This window comes from Paenibacillus sp. NPDC057934 (genome assembly GCF_042887565.1).
In the GTDB taxonomy this organism is placed as follows: Bacteria; Bacillota; Bacilli; order Paenibacillales; family Paenibacillaceae; genus Paenibacillus_AQ.
In genome coordinates this window covers 620,441-635,491 of sequence record NZ_JBHVPB010000002.1, presented here as the reverse complement: position 1 = coordinate 635,491, position 15,051 = coordinate 620,441, and the positions used below count along the sequence as shown (strand labels likewise).

Genomic DNA, 15,051 nt, shown 5'->3' with positions numbered 1-15,051 from the left:
TGTCCCTTAACCGCTGGCATAAAAATGCACCCCCTAGAATTTCATCGGTTAAACCAGGGGTTTAATCCAATGTCTATTCTAAGGGGTGCACTTCATACACCAGTGACGGGTTATTTACTCTTTATAGAGGTGTTAATTGGCTACACCAATTACACCATGATTTTGCAAATATCGTTCGTGAACTGCACAGGGTCGCCTACCTGCAAGCCTTCGATCAGCAGCGCTTGGTTGTACAGCAGGTTCGTGTACAGACTCAGCTTCTCTTTATCATTGTCCGAAGCAGTCTTCAGGGACTGGAACACTTCATGGTTGATGTTGATCTCCAGTACCTTGTCCGCTTGCACTTCCTGGCCATTCGGCATGGATTTCAGGATTTTCTCCATTTCGATGGTCAGCTCACCTTCAGTGGATAGACAGACTGGATGAGTTTTAAGGCGTTTGGAAGCTTTGACATCCTTAACCTTGCCGGACAGAATGCCTTTCATCGCTTCGAATAGCTCTTTGTTCTCATTCTCTTCAGCATCCGTAGGCTTGTCGGCAGCGTCAGCCTCGATGCCAAGATCGCCGCTGGAAACGGATCTGAATTCTTTTTCCTTATAAGAAGTGATCATCTTAATCGCAAATTCATCGATGTCATCGGTAAAGTAGAGAATTTCATACCCTTTATCAGCTACCAGTTCAGTCTGCGGCAGCTTTTCGATGCGCTCTACAGATTCACCTGCGGCATAATAGATGTACTTCTGATCTTCTGGCATTCTGGCTACATATTCGTCCAGTGTAACCAGCTTCTTCTCTGTGGAAGAATAGAACATTAGCAGGTCCTGCAGCGTGTCTTTGTGCATGCCATAATCATTGTATACGCCGAATTTGAGCTGTCTGCCAAAGGCACTGTAGAACTGATCGTATTTCTCTCTTTCATCCTTGAGCAAGCTTTGCAGTTGGCTCTTGATCTTGTTCTTAATGTTCTTGGCAATCAAAGTCAGCTGGCGGTCATGCTGGAGCAGCTCACGGGAAATGTTCAGAGACAGATCCTCGGAATCTACCATCCCTTTGACAAAGCTGAAGTAATCCGGCAGCAAGTCGCTACATTTGTCCATGATCAGAACGCCGTTGGAGTACAGCTCCAGGCCCTTCTCATATTCCTTCGTATAGTAGTCAAACGGCGTATTCTCCGGGATAAACAGAATCGCGTTATAGACCACCGCACCGTCGGCGCTGATGTGGATATGCTTCAGCGGCTGGTCGAAACCGTAGCGCTTCTCGGCATAGAAATTATTATAATCCTCGTCGGTCAGCTCGTTCTTATTCTTCCGCCAGATCGGAACCATGCTGTTCACGGTTTGTTCTTCGGAGATTTCCTCGAACTCGTTCTCGCTGTCAGCCTTAGGCTGGCTGGTGGTAATATCCATCTTGATTGGGAAGCGGATGAAGTCAGAGTATTTCTTGATGATAGACTTCAGGCGATACTCTTCCAGGTATTCATCATATTGATCTTCTTCGGTGTTTTCCTTGATCTTCAGAGTGATCTCAGTACCCACACTATCTTTCTCAGCCGGTTCGATGGTATAGCCATCAGCGCCTTTGGACTCCCATTTGAACGCTTCACTGCTGCCCAGCGCCTTACTGATAACCGTTACATCGTCTGCAACCATAAAGGCCGAATAGAAACCGACCCCGAACTGACCGATAATGTTATGGCCGTCCTTCGCCTCATTCTCTTCCTTGAAGGCCAGGGAGCCACTCTTAGCGATAACGCCAAGGTTGTTCTCCAATTCCTCCGCAGTCATCCCGATCCCTGTATCCGTAAGGGTCAGCGTTCTGTTTGCCTTATCAGCAGTCACTTTAATATAATAATCTTCTTTATTGAAGACGAGCGAGTCGTCAGCTAATGCTTTGTAATAGATTTTATCAATAGCATCGCTGGCATTCGAGATCAGCTCTCTGAGAAAAATCTCCCGCTGCGTATAGATGGAGTTGATCATCATCTCCAGCAGGCGCTTGGATTCGGCTTTAAACTTTTTTTTGGCCATGAATTAATTGATCTCCTTTCAAGATAAACATCTGGTCAAAATAACAAAATGATTAGCACTCCACTCCAGTGAGTGCTAACACTCCTTTTTATATACCATATAATAATTTTAGATGTCAATATATTACTGCATAATTACTAGATTTCCATACGTGTTTCACTAACATGCTCTATGGCATAACTGTCACAAACCATTTACTTCCGTTCCTGCATCTTGCATTAGCATCTGAATCAGTGATTGAAGCGGCTGGGACTTCCATTTCTTAGGATGGATTAGCAATTGCAAATCAAAATGAATCTCAGGGTGGTTAAAATTCAGCTCGGCGAGATAGCCCCGCTCGATCTCCTCTTGGGCCACAATTCGCGGCAGCAGCGCAATGCCCAGCCCGTTCATGACACAGCGCTTGATCGCCTCCAGGTTGGACAGCTCAAAGCCTATACGGAACACAATGCCGTGTTCCTTGAGTAAATTCTCGAACAGACTCCGGTAAATACAGCTTTCCTCCGAGACAATGAATTCACAATTATTCAGATGCTTGAGCTTAACGCTGTCCAGTGCGGCCAGTGGATGACCAACGGGAGCGATTAGTACTAGCGGCTCCTCCCGAATAATCGTGCGGTTCAGGAAGGAATCTGCCGTGCTGCGGTCCAGCATCAACCCAATATCGACTTCCCCGTCCTTTATTTTATTGACCAGATTGGCCTCCTGCTGTGTTTGCAGGTGGATGTTCAATCCCGGAAACCGGGTCCGCAGCTGCTGAAGAAAAGGAGGCAAATAAAACGCGGCCAGGGAATCTATCGTTCCGATCGTCAGTGTCCCGCCAATCTGCTGAGCAATCGTTTCTTTGGAACGATCATATAAGTCCAGCATTTCCACAAAGAGCTTCAGCAGTTCCTCCCCCGGAGGGGTCAAGCGCAGCTGGCGTCCATGTCTCTCCATGAGCGGGACACCATACTCCTTCTCGATTTTCTGAATCTGCATCGTAACGCTGGACTGGGCATAACCTAGCTCTTCAGCAGCACGGGTAAAGCTCTGGCGTTTAGCCACTTCACGGAATGTTCTCAAGTAAGTCAAATCCATAATCTCACCCTAACATCAATAATAATGATGATCCATATCATTTATTATAGATAACACCGATGAATTATTCCATGGTAAAGTAATCTTACAGCAACTAAAATGTTGGAGGCCGATAATCATGCTTACAGAACAACAGGTTTTTGGAGTATATGTCCCCGTGGTCACTCCGTTCAATACAGCCGGTGAAGTTGATCTGGATTCGTATGAGCATTATGTGAACAACATCATTAAGCATAATATTCAGGGTCTGGTTGTAAACGGAACCACTGGCGAATCGCCGACGGTTACCGTGGAAGAATTTCAACTCCTGGTCAATGCATCCCGTGAACTTTTAAAGCAATCCTCTATACCACTCATGGTCGGTACTGGAACGAATGATACCGCCTCCACTGTAAAACGTACAGAGTTGGCAGCGTCCTTGGGCGCAGATGCCGCACTCGTTGTAGTTCCTTATTACAGCCGTCCCTCACAGCAAGGCATTATTGAGCATTTCCGCAAGGCAGCAGAGGTTGGCATACCTATCATGGCCTATGATATCCCCGGACGAACCGGTGTTGGCATGACTGTCGATACAGCACGAACGATTCTGGAGATGGACAATGTTGTCGGTCTGAAAGACTGCTCAGGTTCGCCACTGCTGGTCACCGAGCTGTCCAAATACGGATCCAAGCCCATTCTGTGCGGCGATGATCAGCATTTCTTGGATATGCTGGGACGCGGCGCTGCTGGCGGCATGCTGGCTTCGGCGAATGTACGTCCGGCAGAATTCATCGAGATCTACGAATATTTTGCTTCCGGACAACTCGAGCAGGCCAAAGCGGCCTTCGAGCGCCAGACTTCACTGATCTCTCTACTGTTCAAAGAATCCAACCCCGCTCCGATCAAATGGCTGCTTAGCCATACTGGAGTCATTGGTTCCGATACCCTTCGCCTGCCACTGATGTCTATCAGCACCGGGCTGCAGGAAGAACTTCGTGCGTACCAGGCCGGAGCACTAGTATCCGGGTTGTAACGGTTACGCAATCATCCATATTGAAAGGCTGCCCGCTCCGTTTCTGACGGCTGAAGGCAGCCTTTATTTTTTCTTAAGCGTACGTAATCCATCTTCATATTTTTGTAGATAATCTGTCAGTGTAATCTTGCGGCATAGCTCTGCGAGCAGATTGTAAGGAATGACCGCTGGATTTTTGAAGCGTATACAGCTTTTTCCCATATCAAGTTTGGTCTGGACATGCTTCGGATACTCTTCCTGAAACCAGGTCAACACCTCGGGGAAGATATATATGCCCATATGATAAAAAGCGATAAAGTTCTTCTGGGATGCTAAGCTGATAAATGGGAGAGGCTCCTCCGGCTTCACATGATAACCAGATGGATAGATGCTGTGTGGGACGACATAACCGATCATGTCATAGGCCATGGTCTCTTGGAAGCCTTCCGGCAGATTATCGGATACCGTCTTTCTCAGCGCCTCCATCGCTTGCTTTCGCTCCTCTGGCAGTTGATGAATATAGTCCTCCGGACTGCTAGCTTCATACTTCATTATGTACCCTCCATTCACTTACTTCAATTGTTGGCCATTCGCTCTATCATACCAAACCCTGTACCAAACTAAAAATAACGACAGATTGTGCAAGTTCATGTTTGCGTAAAAAGCGCACAAAAAAGCGGAGGATCGCTCCCCCGCTTCTTCAAACTGTATACGTATTAAGACTAGTCGACAATTTCAGCAGTATCGCCATTGTTGGCACCTGCTGCATTGGCTTCGTCCGTATCAATATGCATATCCAGTGCAAAGCTGTCAGATACACGCGCAATTACGTTCTCCAGTACGAGACCGCGTTCGCCGCCAAGGCGAACTTTCAGCAGTTGCTTGTCAGCAATGCCCCAAGCTTCAGCGTCGGAAGTATGAAAATGAATATGGCGAGCTGCCACAATAACGCCGGTTTCCAATTCCACTTCACCAGCAGGGCCTTTCAGGGTAATGCCCGGTGTGCCTTCGATATTGCCGGATTCACGGACTGGAGCCTTCACGCCAAGCGCGAATGCATCGGTACGGGATACTTCCAATTGGGAAGCCGGACGAGCTGGTCCAAGAATTCTTACTTTGTCAAATTTGCCTTTGGTGCCGATTACCGCTACAGTTTCATTCGCAGCGAATTGGCCGGGTTGGGAGAGGGGTTTGAACTCAGTCAATTGGTAGCCTGGGCCAAACAAAGCCTCCACGTGCTCTTGCGTAAGGTGAATATGTCTAGCCGACACACCTACGGGTACAGTCTTGCTCATTGTAAGTCACTCCTTGAATTTTCTCTAGTATCTGTACAAGCCACAGAACATTATACAACTAAATACCCAAAACCTAAAGGAGCCTTGTCACTTTTTAAGATAATTTCTTGTATTCGACACATAGAGGCATAATAATTACTCATTGAACACTGTAATCAAGGAGTGAATCTTGATATGAACAACCTGTGCGTTTGGCCCGCGTCTTGATTCCATTCCGTGTTTCAGACCTGTAATCTTCTAAGCAGGACTATGCTTGCTCCCTTTCGAAGGCAAATTCTCTCCCAAAAAAGTCATAGCGTTCCCGTACAGCCACCCGCTTACAAGCTCTTCAGGATAATGCCGGAGCAGCAGCTCCGCAAATTCCGGGTATTTTCCCGGATGCTCCAGCCCCTCTACCCAGGTGTCAATTCCGTCAAAATCCGAGCCAAACATCAGAATCCGTTCCCCGCCAAGGCTGCATACATGTTCAATATGCTTCAGCAGGTCTTCTCGTCCAGCCTTCCCCCCACCTTCTACAAACCACGGAAAAAAGGTCAGTCCCATTCTTCCATCCATAGCAATCAGCGCTTTTATCTGTTCATCAACCAGATTGCGTGGATGTCCACATATCGCCGCCGCATTAGAATGAGAGGCAACAAACGGTCGATCGCTTATCTCTGCAAGCTCCCAGAAGCCCGATGGCGAGAGATGCGATACGTCCAACAGCATTCCGCTATGGTTGCACCACTCCACCAGCTTCCTACCTTTTTCCGTGAATCCTCCATTTCGTCGCTCAAGTACCCCATCTGCCGCCCAGTTGGCATAATTCCAGGTGACCCCCAGAAATCGCACCCCTAGCTCAAAGCAAAGCTGGGCATAGAACAGATTGCCCTCCAGACCGTCTACGCCCTCCACAGAGAGCATTCCTGCGCTAGAAGCTCCAAGGACCTGACTCTGCACTTCCTCTTTCCAGCGAAGCCACTGCAAGCCTCCTGAACCGACTACTTTTTCACGGAAAAGATCGATTTGACCCAATATCCGCTCAAACCCCGGCTTTCCCTTGCCCTCCGACAAATAGATAGCAAAACATTGCAGATCCACACTCCCCGCTGCCAGCCGCTCGGCCGTCACATCCAGCCGCGGATCCTTCCGAAAGTCGATATCGCCGAAATGCTGCATTTTACTCAGTACATCGCAGTGGAAATCTGCCACTTTCATGTTCTCTTTCCTCACAGCATTCCCCTCACTTTCTGCTGCCACCCGCCACTCTCCGGACGATGGAGCCTCCTTCAGATTCTATGCCGAGACCCAGAGTGTTATCTGTACATATGCAGCAAAAAAGCCTGTTTACCAAAGTAAACAGGCTTTAAACGAATCGATCTCTATTATCTCGGTTCAACAATAAGTTTAATCGCCGTCCGATCTTCTCCATCAATAACAATGTCGGTAAAGGCAGGAATGCAAATCAAATCAACACCGCTTGGTGCCACAAATCCCCGGGCGATGGCTACAGCTTTCACTGCCTGATTCAGCGCTCCAGCTCCTATTGCCTGCAATTCGGCCGTTCCACGTTCACGAAGAACACCTGCTAATGCACCGGCGACGGAATTTGGATTGGATTTAGCTGATACTTTTAATACATCCATGTAAGTACCTCCCCTGGGAAAAATGATGGTGTTCTTCCACTCTGTAGATGTTATTCGCGGGAGAAGAAATAATTCCTTCTTTTTGCGTGCTACTTCTACTCAAATTGGTACAAAAGATACTCTTTTTCGATATAAAAAAGATCACACTTCATCCTAAAGCGTTGCTTTCGCCCGATTCATCTTGTTTTTTGACCGTCCCTCTTAATCCATGATCCAATCGCCTTCGCGCATGCGAATCTTCTCCAGCTTGGTAGCTGCTCCAGTAGCCTCGTCCAGCTCTGCAAATAAACCGTGCAACTGCCACTTGCCTTCGTCTACGACGAAGCGTGACGGAAGTTGGGTTTTGAACTTATATAGGACCGCTTCTCTTTCCATACCCAGTATTCCTTCTCTTGAACCAACCATGCCAGCATCGGTCAAGTAGGCCGTTCCCCCAGGCAAAATCACATCATCATTGCTCTGTACATGTGTATGGGTTCCGACAACGATCGACGCGCGTCCGTCCATATGATAGCCCATGGCAATCTTCTCAGAGGTAGCTTCCGCATGGAAATCGACCAGGATGCAGTTGTGCTCTCTGCGCAGCTCGTCCACAATCTCGTCGCCAGTGCGGAACGGACAATCGATAGCTGGCAAAAAGGTGCGCCCCTGCAAATTCACAATCGCTAGTTGCTTGCCGTTAGCCTTTACTACCGTGTATCCACGACCCGGTGTACCCGGAGGGAAGTTCGCCGGACGAATCAGCCGGGGCTCATCGTCAATAAACTCAAAGATATCGCGATTATCCCAAGTATGATTACCCATCGTGATGCCGTGGACACCCCAGTTGAAGAATTCGTTCGCGATAGCCGAAGTAATTCCGCGGCCAGCAGCAGCATTCTCTCCGTTAACGATAATGATGTGGGGCTGGTATTTGCTTTTCAGGGAAGGCAGCATTTCACGCAATGCCTTTCTTCCAGTATTGCCGACGATATCTCCAATAAATAGTACTTTAATATGACTCTCCTCCTAGATTTGCACTTAGTTTGAAACATCGTATTTACAGAAAAATGGCCCCGCTTGGGGGCCACTATTCTTCATTTGCTTATTTAGCGTATTCTACCGCCCGTGTCTCACGGATTACTGTGACTTTGATATGCCCTGGATAGTCCAGTTCATTCTCGATCATCTTCGTAATATCACGAGCCAGACGGAAAGCTTCCGCATCGTCAATCTTCTCAGGCTGTACCATTACGCGAACCTCACGGCCCGCCTGAATGGCGTACGATTTCTCAACACCTTCGAAAGATTCGGAAATTTCTTCAAGTTTCTCCAGACGCTTGATGTACGTTTCCAGTGTTTCCCGACGAGCGCCAGGTCTTGCTGCCGACAATGCGTCAGCTGCACCAACCAACATTGCAATCACCGAAGTGGCTTCACAGTCACCATGGTGAGACGCAATACTGTTGATAACTACCGGATGTTCCTTGTACTTCTTCGCCAGTTCGACGCCGATTTCTACGTGTGAGCCTTCTACTTCATGATCCAGCGCTTTGCCGATATCATGGAGCAATCCGGCACGTTTTGCAAGCACGATGTCTTCCCCAAGCTCACCGGCCATAAGTCCTGTCAGATAAGCGACCTCCATGGAGTGCTTCAACACATTCTGACCATAGCTTGTACGGAATTTCAAGCGGCCCAGAATCTTGATCAGGTCCGGATGCAAGCCGTGAACACCCACCTCGAAGGTAGCCTGCTCACCGTATTCACGAATCCGTTCGTCCACTTCTTTGCGGGATTTCTCCACCATCTCTTCAATGCGGGCTGGATGGATACGTCCATCTGCAACCAGCTTCTCAAGTGCCGTACGGGCCACTTCGCGACGGATTGGATCAAATCCTGACAGAATAACCGCTTCCGGCGTATCATCAATAATGAGGTCAATACCGGTGAGAGTCTCCAGTGCCCGGATATTACGGCCTTCACGACCGATAATCCGTCCCTTCATCTCTTCATTCGGCAGCGTTACAACCGATACGGTTGTCTCCGCAACGTGATCAGCTGCGCAGCGTTGAATAGCGAGTGTAATGATTTCACGGGACTTCTTATCCGCTTCTTCTTTCGCCTGCTGTTCAATTTCCTTGATCATTTGTGCAGTTTCGTGGCGAACTTCCTGCTCTACATTGCTGAGAATAATACTTCTTGCATCGTCGATGCTTAGATTGGAAATACGTTCCAATTCAGTCACTTGGTTTTTGTAAATGACATCAATTTGTTGTTGGGTTTCATCGATTCGTTTCTCTTTGTTAGCTACTTGTTCTTCTTTTCGCTCGAGCGATTCCATTTTTTTATCCAGCGATTCTTCCTTTTGCAGCAAACGTCTCTCTTGTCGTTGGATTTCGTTCCGACGTTCACGAGTTTCTTTATCAGCCTCGGTACGGATTCTGTGGACTTCGTCCTTAGCTTCCAATACCGTTTCCTTCTTCAGCGCTTCTGCCTCTTTTCTCGCGTTTTCCACGATGACTACGGCTTCTTTCTCAGCGCTTGAAATTTTAGCTTCTGCAAGGGATTTACGAATAAAATAACCGAACCCAAAGAATAAGGCAGCTACAACGAGAACGACAATGATCCAGGCCAAAGTTGGCATCTGTTCACCTCCTCGTTGGTTCCTCCAAGGTATGCCTTGGGAATTTGTGCAGTTGTTCAACTATCCGTTTCATCACCATACAAAAAACCGGTAACCTCACCGATTGCCATACTGCACATGCTGCACATGCACACTGCCCGCCATATCCGGCGATTACATATCATATGAGTTGTATGCGAACCGCAAACCGAGTCACCTTTTTGGGAAGGAAAAAGGTCTCTTACTTTTGCCGATTCATGTTATATTTTATTATTTATAAAAAGACATTGTCAAGAGAGCTCATCCCTTAAGTAAAGTCAAGTCTAGTAATCCATGAAGTATGAATCCTCTTCTTCGCCTTCTGCATTCTCTTCTTGGAGCAAGATGTTGATCACCTGGCGCACCATTTCTCCCGGAAAACCGCGCCGCATAAGGAAGGCACCCGTCTTGCGCCTTTTGTCGACGACTTCCCCGCGAATCATATTCCACTTCTTGCGTCCTGTCTGGAGTGCACTCGCCAATTCGTCCTCTGGGCTGATATTCTCCAGCGCTTCTGCAATCAGTGACTTGTCGATCCCCTTCTCTCGTAACTCCTGGCGAATCCACATCTTACCCTTGCGCTGGTTCGTGAGGCGCTGCTCCGCCCACTGTTTGGCGTACAGCGGATCATCAATAAAGCGTTCCTCCTGCAGCCGCTGCACCACTTCCGCAATAATAGTCTCTCCTATTTCCTTCTGCCGTAAACGGCGAGCCATCTCCTGTGCGGTTCGTGGCTTGCGTTCCAGATAGCGAAGACCTTCCACGTAAGCCCGCTGGCGCTCATCTGCAACTACAATCTCTTCCAGATCAGCCTTGATAAAAGAATTGCCTGTGATCATCCGGTATTTAATCATAACATCTTCATGAACGGTCATGGTATAAGGGCCGAAATGAATGATATAGCGACGATCCGATTTTTTCTGCCGCTCTACCCGCGTGATTTCAAGTACCCCATCATCCGGAAAATCAGATAGCGCCTGTTCCTCCTGCTCTTCCGGCTCCGAATCAAGTTGTATAACCATGTTGCCTGTCACCTCATTGCAATTATCGTATATCTTCTTCAACGTCTATGATTATGAAAAGACACCCTGTCATGTCGTTCACAGGGCGCCTAATCTTAACGAATATTCAATTCAGACTATTCGATTTCCATCAGCAGATTCTCTTCTTCTTCCTGCTCTGCTGCAATCTCAGATTCACTTGGAGCAGCCACAATCGTTGTCAGATTGCTGGCTTCACGAATCTTGTTCTCAATCACGAGGGCGATTTCCTGATGCTCTTTCAAGAACTGCTTAGCGTTCTCCCGTCCTTGACCAAGACGTTCGCCTTCATAGGAATACCAGGCACCACTCTTGTTTACGATATCCATCTCTGTACCGATATCCACAAGACTGCCTTCCCTGGAAATCCCCTCACCGTACATAATATCCACATCTGCTTGCTTGAACGGAGGCGCTACCTTGTTCTTCACAACCTTGATTTTCGTCCGGTTACCCACAACATCGTTCCCCATCTTGATGCTCTCTACACGACGTACATCAAGTCGAACGGATGAATAGAATTTCAGAGCCCGGCCACCAGGAGTTGTCTCAGGGTTACCGAACATCACACCAATCTTCTCACGAAGCTGGTTAATAAAGATCGCAATAGTGTTCGATTTGTTGATCGCACCAGACAATTTACGCAGAGCTTGAGACATTAGACGAGCCTGCAGACCTACGTGAGAATCCCCCATGTCGCCTTCAATCTCTGCCTTTGGCACCAAAGCTGCCACGGAGTCAACAACAATAATGTCTACCGCTCCACTACGGACAAGCGCTTCAGCAATTTCCAACGCCTGCTCGCCTGTATCCGGCTGCGAAAGCAGCAATTCATCAATGTTCACGCCCAGCTTGCTAGCATATCTCGGGTCAAGCGCATGTTCCGCATCAATAAACGCAGCTTGTCCCCCAAGCTTCTGAACTTCTGCAATTGCATGAAGCGCAACTGTGGTCTTACCGGAAGATTCCGGTCCGTATACTTCGATGATACGCCCCTTCGGAAATCCGCCAATCCCCAAAGCGATATCCAGTGCCAAAGCTCCACTAGGTACAACTTCCACTTGCATGTGGGTGGATTCGCCCAGTTTCATTACAGAACCTTTACCGAATTGCTTTTCTATTTGACGAAGCGCCATCTCAAGCGCCGCACGACGATCTGACAATCAGACCACTTCCTTCACTGTTGTTTATAATATATATAATAACGTGTTTTGAAGACCTTGCCAAGCTTTTTTTCGAACATACATTCGTTTTTTTTGACTTTCGGCCTACCTCTCCCTTTTATTGTAAGCCCCCTTCCGGTTGCAAAAATTAAGAGCGACGCGGCCAGGAGAATGTATCTTCCCATGATTCTCAAACAAAAAACCGCGGCATAGAAAGCTCTGCGCCACGGTTCTTCCGTATGTTTTCAATTATACAACGTCTTCCAAAGGGATTACAAGTCGGAGCCTTCCAGCGGAGTCTCCACCTGCCGCTCCTCCAACCTACGCCAGAGACGGTACAGCAGTGCTTTTACCGAACGCAGCCGGATATTCTCACGTGTCCCCTGCAGATTCAGCTCATACACTTCTGTCTCCCGGTTCCGCTCGGCAATTCCGATAAAGACGAGTCCCACCGGCTTACGCTCCGAATAGCCCGGCCCGGCAACACCCGTAACCGATAGTCCGAAATCACTGTCTGCAATCATTCTCACCTGCTCGGCCAGCACCTCTGCAACCTCGCGGCTGACAGCGCCAGGAGCATTGGTACCCTCCAGAAAATCACTCGGTACGTTCAGGAGCTTCTTCTTGATGTCGTTGGAATAACAAACAATGCCACCTGCAAACATGGATGCGCTACCGGGAATATTCGTAATGCTCTCCATCAGCAGGCCGCCAGTACAGCTCTCCGCCGCACTCAAAGTCAGCCCTGCATCCGCCATCCAGTCCACAATCAATTGTTCCAACGGCACGTCAATGTTCGCATACATGTATTCCGGAAGAATATCCTTAATCTGCTTTTCCAGAACATCCAGCTTCTTCAGCGCGTCATGCTCGGAAGGAGCCTTGGTCGAAATACGGACCGTCACTTCGCCCTCCTTGGCATAAGGAGCAATCGTTGGATCGGTCTGATTACGGATTAAATCAATCAGCTTGTCCTCCAGCAGCGATTCACCGATACCGGCAAACTTGAGCATTTTGGAGTAGATCGGCATTTCGTCCGTCAATGCATGCTGCTGGAGCCATGGCTTGGCCTTGTCCGTGAACATTGGCTTCATCTCACGCGGGGGGCCAGGAAGAACGATATAATATTTATCCTCATGCGCCAGGGCTATGCCCACGGCTAGGCCAGTTTCATTGGGTAACGGGGTGGTGCCTTCAATAATTAAAGCCTGCTTGCGGTTGTTCTCTGTCATTACAATCTTACGTGTGTCAAAAAAGCGCTGTACATGGTCCATGGCCAAGGTGTCGATATGCAGACCACGACCTAGTGCTGCAGCTAGAGCGTCTTTGGTAAGATCGTCTTCGGTTGGGCCGATGCCGCCGGTGAAGAGGATCAGATCCGCACGACCCCGAGCAATTTCGATCGCTTGCTGCAGGCGGCTGCTATTGTCACCGACTACTGTCTGAAAATAAACATCGATTCCTAGTGCGGCAAGTTCTGTCGATAGGAACTGGGCGTTGCTGTTAACGATCTGGCCGAGCAAAAGCTCAGTGCCGACTGCGATGATTTCTGCTTTCATAGCGGGCTGACGCCTCCTGATTATAGAATGGACCGTTCATTATTATGCTTTATGGAGCTGCAGCAGATCCTTGTTCTTGACAAAATAATCGATTCCCGAATAAATCGTGATCAACGTTGCGGCCCAGATAGCGATATCGTCAACCGGAATACTGATGAACTGAAACGGGAAATTATTGAGCAACAGCAGGGAGATGGCGACAATTTGAACAACCGTCTTGATCTTACCCCATTTGCTGGCAGCCACCACCTTGCCTTCAAGCAGCGCAACCTGACGAAGGCCAGTGACTGCAAATTCGCGGCTGATAATGACAATGGCGATCCAAGAATCGCATCTGCCCAGCTCCACTAGCGAGATAAGCACAGCGGTAACCAGCAGCTTATCCGCGAGCGGATCGAGCAGCTTGCCAAGATTGGTGACCATATTATACTTCCGGGCGATATAGCCATCTATTCCATCTGTGCTGGCTGCCAGCAAGAAAATCACCGCCGCTACCAGATGGTTAACAGAAAGCTGGAATGAGCCCCAGTGCAGCGGCTCTGGATAGAAACTGTAATCCACCAGCAAAAAAAACATCATAATAGGGATAAGACAAATACGAGCAAGCGTGATGCGGTTGGGTAAATTCACTGAAGTTCCTCCCCTGATCAATCATCCAAATCGTGTTCTAACCATTTCTTACGCAAGTATATTATAGCCATAAAACGGCCGCAGGCAATAGCGGCTGTCCCATCTCATTTATCCCCAAAATGTTGTGGGCGCCATGGACAGTTGGCTGGATTCTACTCTCTCTATCTATTCAAATAACTGCTGCAATATCCATATGTAATTTGAGCCACAAGAGCAAGCAACCATCCCTATTGCTATGATGATGCGAATCCGAGATGTTTATACTCTCTCTTTCGACAAAAACAGAAAGCACCCCGCAAGCTTGCGTGCTGGTACAGCACAGCGGGGCACAAGTATCTTACTTTAAATTGTTAAACTGCAAATCAAGCGGTAAATCAGCTTTGCGCAGAATCTGGATGATTTGTTGCAGATCATCACGGCTTTTTCCAGTTACCCGGATTTGGTCACCCTGGATTTGGCTCTTCACCTTCAGCTTGGAATCACGAATCAGAATATTGATCTTCTTCGCATTATCCTGATCAATCCCTTGCTTCAGACCCAGGCGTTGACGTACTGTTCCCAGCGACGCAGGCTCTACCTTTCCGAAATCCAGATTCTTAAGGGTAATGCCGCGTTTCACCATCTTGGACTGCAAAATGTCGATGACGGCGTTCAGCTTATATTCATCCTCAGAGGAAATAATAAGCGCATCCTTCTCCAGTTTCAAACTACTTTTGCTGTTTTTGAAGTCAAACCGATTATCAATTTCCTTCTCTGTCTGATGAACAGCATTAGTTAATTCCTGCATATCCATTTTTGATACAATGTCAAACGAACTTTCCGAAGCCATTACTTCACGTCCTTTGCTTACATTTATTCTTTTATTATTATATGAGAAAGATTTGTCCAAGTCTAATTATGGAAGAAAACTATGACCCGACATACAAAAACAGCCCCACAGTGTGGAGCTTTGCCCTTCCTACAAAAACACGCCTCCCGAAGGCATCAAAAGCTC

At 47.9% G+C, this 15,051-nt stretch carries 14 protein-coding genes; 1 reads left to right on the top strand and 13 read right to left on the bottom strand.

The features are described from left to right. Positions 1 to 149: 149 nt before the first annotated feature. Positions 150 to 2,030: a molecular chaperone HtpG gene (htpG, locus tag ACFVRY_RS07480; RefSeq protein ID WP_387498781.1), complete on the bottom strand. Its 1,881-nt coding sequence runs from the start codon at positions 2,028 to 2,030 to the stop codon at positions 150 to 152. A gap of 183 nt (positions 2,031 to 2,213) precedes the next feature. Further along, positions 2,214 to 3,110 (bottom strand): LysR family transcriptional regulator, encoded by an 897-nt coding sequence (locus ACFVRY_RS07475; RefSeq protein WP_387498779.1) that lies wholly within the window; start codon positions 3,108 to 3,110, stop codon positions 2,214 to 2,216. A gap of 118 nt (positions 3,111 to 3,228) precedes the next feature. Here ACFVRY_RS07475 and dapA point away from each other — a divergent pair, with 118 nt between their 5' ends. After that, a complete protein-coding gene (gene dapA / locus ACFVRY_RS07470; RefSeq protein WP_387498778.1) occupies positions 3,229 to 4,122 on the top strand; it encodes a 4-hydroxy-tetrahydrodipicolinate synthase in 894 nt (297 codons plus the stop codon). A gap of 63 nt (positions 4,123 to 4,185) precedes the next feature. Here the strand turns inward: dapA and ACFVRY_RS07465 are convergent, their stop codons facing one another. The 11 genes from ACFVRY_RS07465 to ACFVRY_RS07415 form a co-directional block, all read right to left on the bottom strand. Continuing rightward, a complete protein-coding gene (locus tag ACFVRY_RS07465; protein ID WP_387498776.1) occupies positions 4,186 to 4,653 on the bottom strand; it encodes a DUF1801 domain-containing protein in 468 nt (155 codons plus the stop codon). 170 nt (positions 4,654 to 4,823) lie between these two features. Next, entirely contained in the window at positions 4,824 to 5,396 is a 573-nt protein-coding gene (pduL, locus tag ACFVRY_RS07460) for a phosphate propanoyltransferase (protein WP_066361969.1), read from the bottom strand. A 237-nt stretch (positions 5,397 to 5,633) separates the two neighbouring features. Continuing rightward, positions 5,634 to 6,593 (bottom strand): dipeptidase, encoded by a 960-nt coding sequence (locus ACFVRY_RS07455; RefSeq protein WP_387498827.1) that lies wholly within the window; start codon positions 6,591 to 6,593, stop codon positions 5,634 to 5,636. 167 nt (positions 6,594 to 6,760) lie between these two features. Further along, complete coding sequence (locus ACFVRY_RS07450; protein ID WP_036656334.1) at positions 6,761 to 7,021, bottom strand: stage V sporulation protein S; 261 nt, start codon at positions 7,019 to 7,021, stop codon at positions 6,761 to 6,763. Positions 7,022 to 7,222: 201 nt separating this feature from the next. After that, positions 7,223 to 8,017, bottom strand: a complete 795-nt coding sequence (locus ACFVRY_RS07445) for a TIGR00282 family metallophosphoesterase (protein WP_387498825.1) — start codon at positions 8,015 to 8,017, stop codon at positions 7,223 to 7,225. Positions 8,018 to 8,105: 88 nt separating this feature from the next. Next, a complete protein-coding gene (gene rny / locus ACFVRY_RS07440; RefSeq protein WP_387498774.1) occupies positions 8,106 to 9,647 on the bottom strand; it encodes a ribonuclease Y in 1,542 nt (513 codons plus the stop codon). Between the two features lie 302 nt (positions 9,648 to 9,949). Then, positions 9,950 to 10,687, bottom strand: coding sequence for a regulatory protein RecX (locus ACFVRY_RS07435; protein ID WP_387498772.1), 738 nt, complete (start codon positions 10,685 to 10,687; stop codon positions 9,950 to 9,952). A 116-nt stretch (positions 10,688 to 10,803) separates the two neighbouring features. Further along, positions 10,804 to 11,868, bottom strand: coding sequence for a recombinase RecA (gene recA, locus ACFVRY_RS07430; RefSeq protein WP_387498770.1), 1,065 nt, complete (start codon positions 11,866 to 11,868; stop codon positions 10,804 to 10,806). 272 nt (positions 11,869 to 12,140) lie between these two features. Then, positions 12,141 to 13,427, bottom strand: coding sequence for a competence/damage-inducible protein A (locus ACFVRY_RS07425; protein ID WP_387498769.1), 1,287 nt, complete (start codon positions 13,425 to 13,427; stop codon positions 12,141 to 12,143). A 42-nt stretch (positions 13,428 to 13,469) separates the two neighbouring features. Continuing rightward, positions 13,470 to 14,057, bottom strand: a complete 588-nt coding sequence (pgsA, locus tag ACFVRY_RS07420; protein ID WP_066361984.1) for a CDP-diacylglycerol--glycerol-3-phosphate 3-phosphatidyltransferase — start codon at positions 14,055 to 14,057, stop codon at positions 13,470 to 13,472. A gap of 337 nt (positions 14,058 to 14,394) precedes the next feature. After that, a complete protein-coding gene (locus ACFVRY_RS07415; protein ID WP_066361986.1) occupies positions 14,395 to 14,886 on the bottom strand; it encodes a YajQ family cyclic di-GMP-binding protein in 492 nt (163 codons plus the stop codon). Positions 14,887 to 15,051: the final 165 nt, after the last annotated feature.

Excerpts from the sequence above, each read along its gene's own strand:
- htpG (WP_387498781.1), bottom strand. The coding sequence starts at position 2,030 with ATGGCCAAAAAAAAGTTTAAAGCCGAATCCAAGCGCCTGCTGGAGATG.
- ACFVRY_RS07425 (WP_387498769.1), bottom strand. The coding sequence starts at position 13,427 with ATGAAAGCAGAAATCATCGCAGTCGGCACTGAGCTTTTGCTCGGCCAG.
- pduL (WP_066361969.1), bottom strand. The coding sequence starts at position 5,396 with ATGAGCAAGACTGTACCCGTAGGTGTGTCGGCTAGACATATTCACCTT.
- ACFVRY_RS07465 (WP_387498776.1), bottom strand. The coding sequence starts at position 4,653 with ATGAAGTATGAAGCTAGCAGTCCGGAGGACTATATTCATCAACTGCCA.
- ACFVRY_RS07435 (WP_387498772.1), bottom strand. The coding sequence starts at position 10,687 with ATGGTTATACAACTTGATTCGGAGCCGGAAGAGCAGGAGGAACAGGCG.
- ACFVRY_RS07455 (WP_387498827.1), bottom strand. The coding sequence starts at position 6,593 with ATGAAAGTGGCAGATTTCCACTGCGATGTACTGAGTAAAATGCAGCAT.
- rny (WP_387498774.1), bottom strand. The coding sequence starts at position 9,647 with ATGCCAACTTTGGCCTGGATCATTGTCGTTCTCGTTGTAGCTGCCTTA.
- dapA (WP_387498778.1), top strand. The coding sequence starts at position 3,229 with ATGCTTACAGAACAACAGGTTTTTGGAGTATATGTCCCCGTGGTCACT.
- ACFVRY_RS07475 (WP_387498779.1), bottom strand. The coding sequence starts at position 3,110 with ATGGATTTGACTTACTTGAGAACATTCCGTGAAGTGGCTAAACGCCAG.
- ACFVRY_RS07415 (WP_066361986.1), bottom strand. The coding sequence starts at position 14,886 with ATGGCTTCGGAAAGTTCGTTTGACATTGTATCAAAAATGGATATGCAG.
- ACFVRY_RS07450 (WP_036656334.1), bottom strand. The coding sequence starts at position 7,021 with ATGGATGTATTAAAAGTATCAGCTAAATCCAATCCAAATTCCGTCGCC.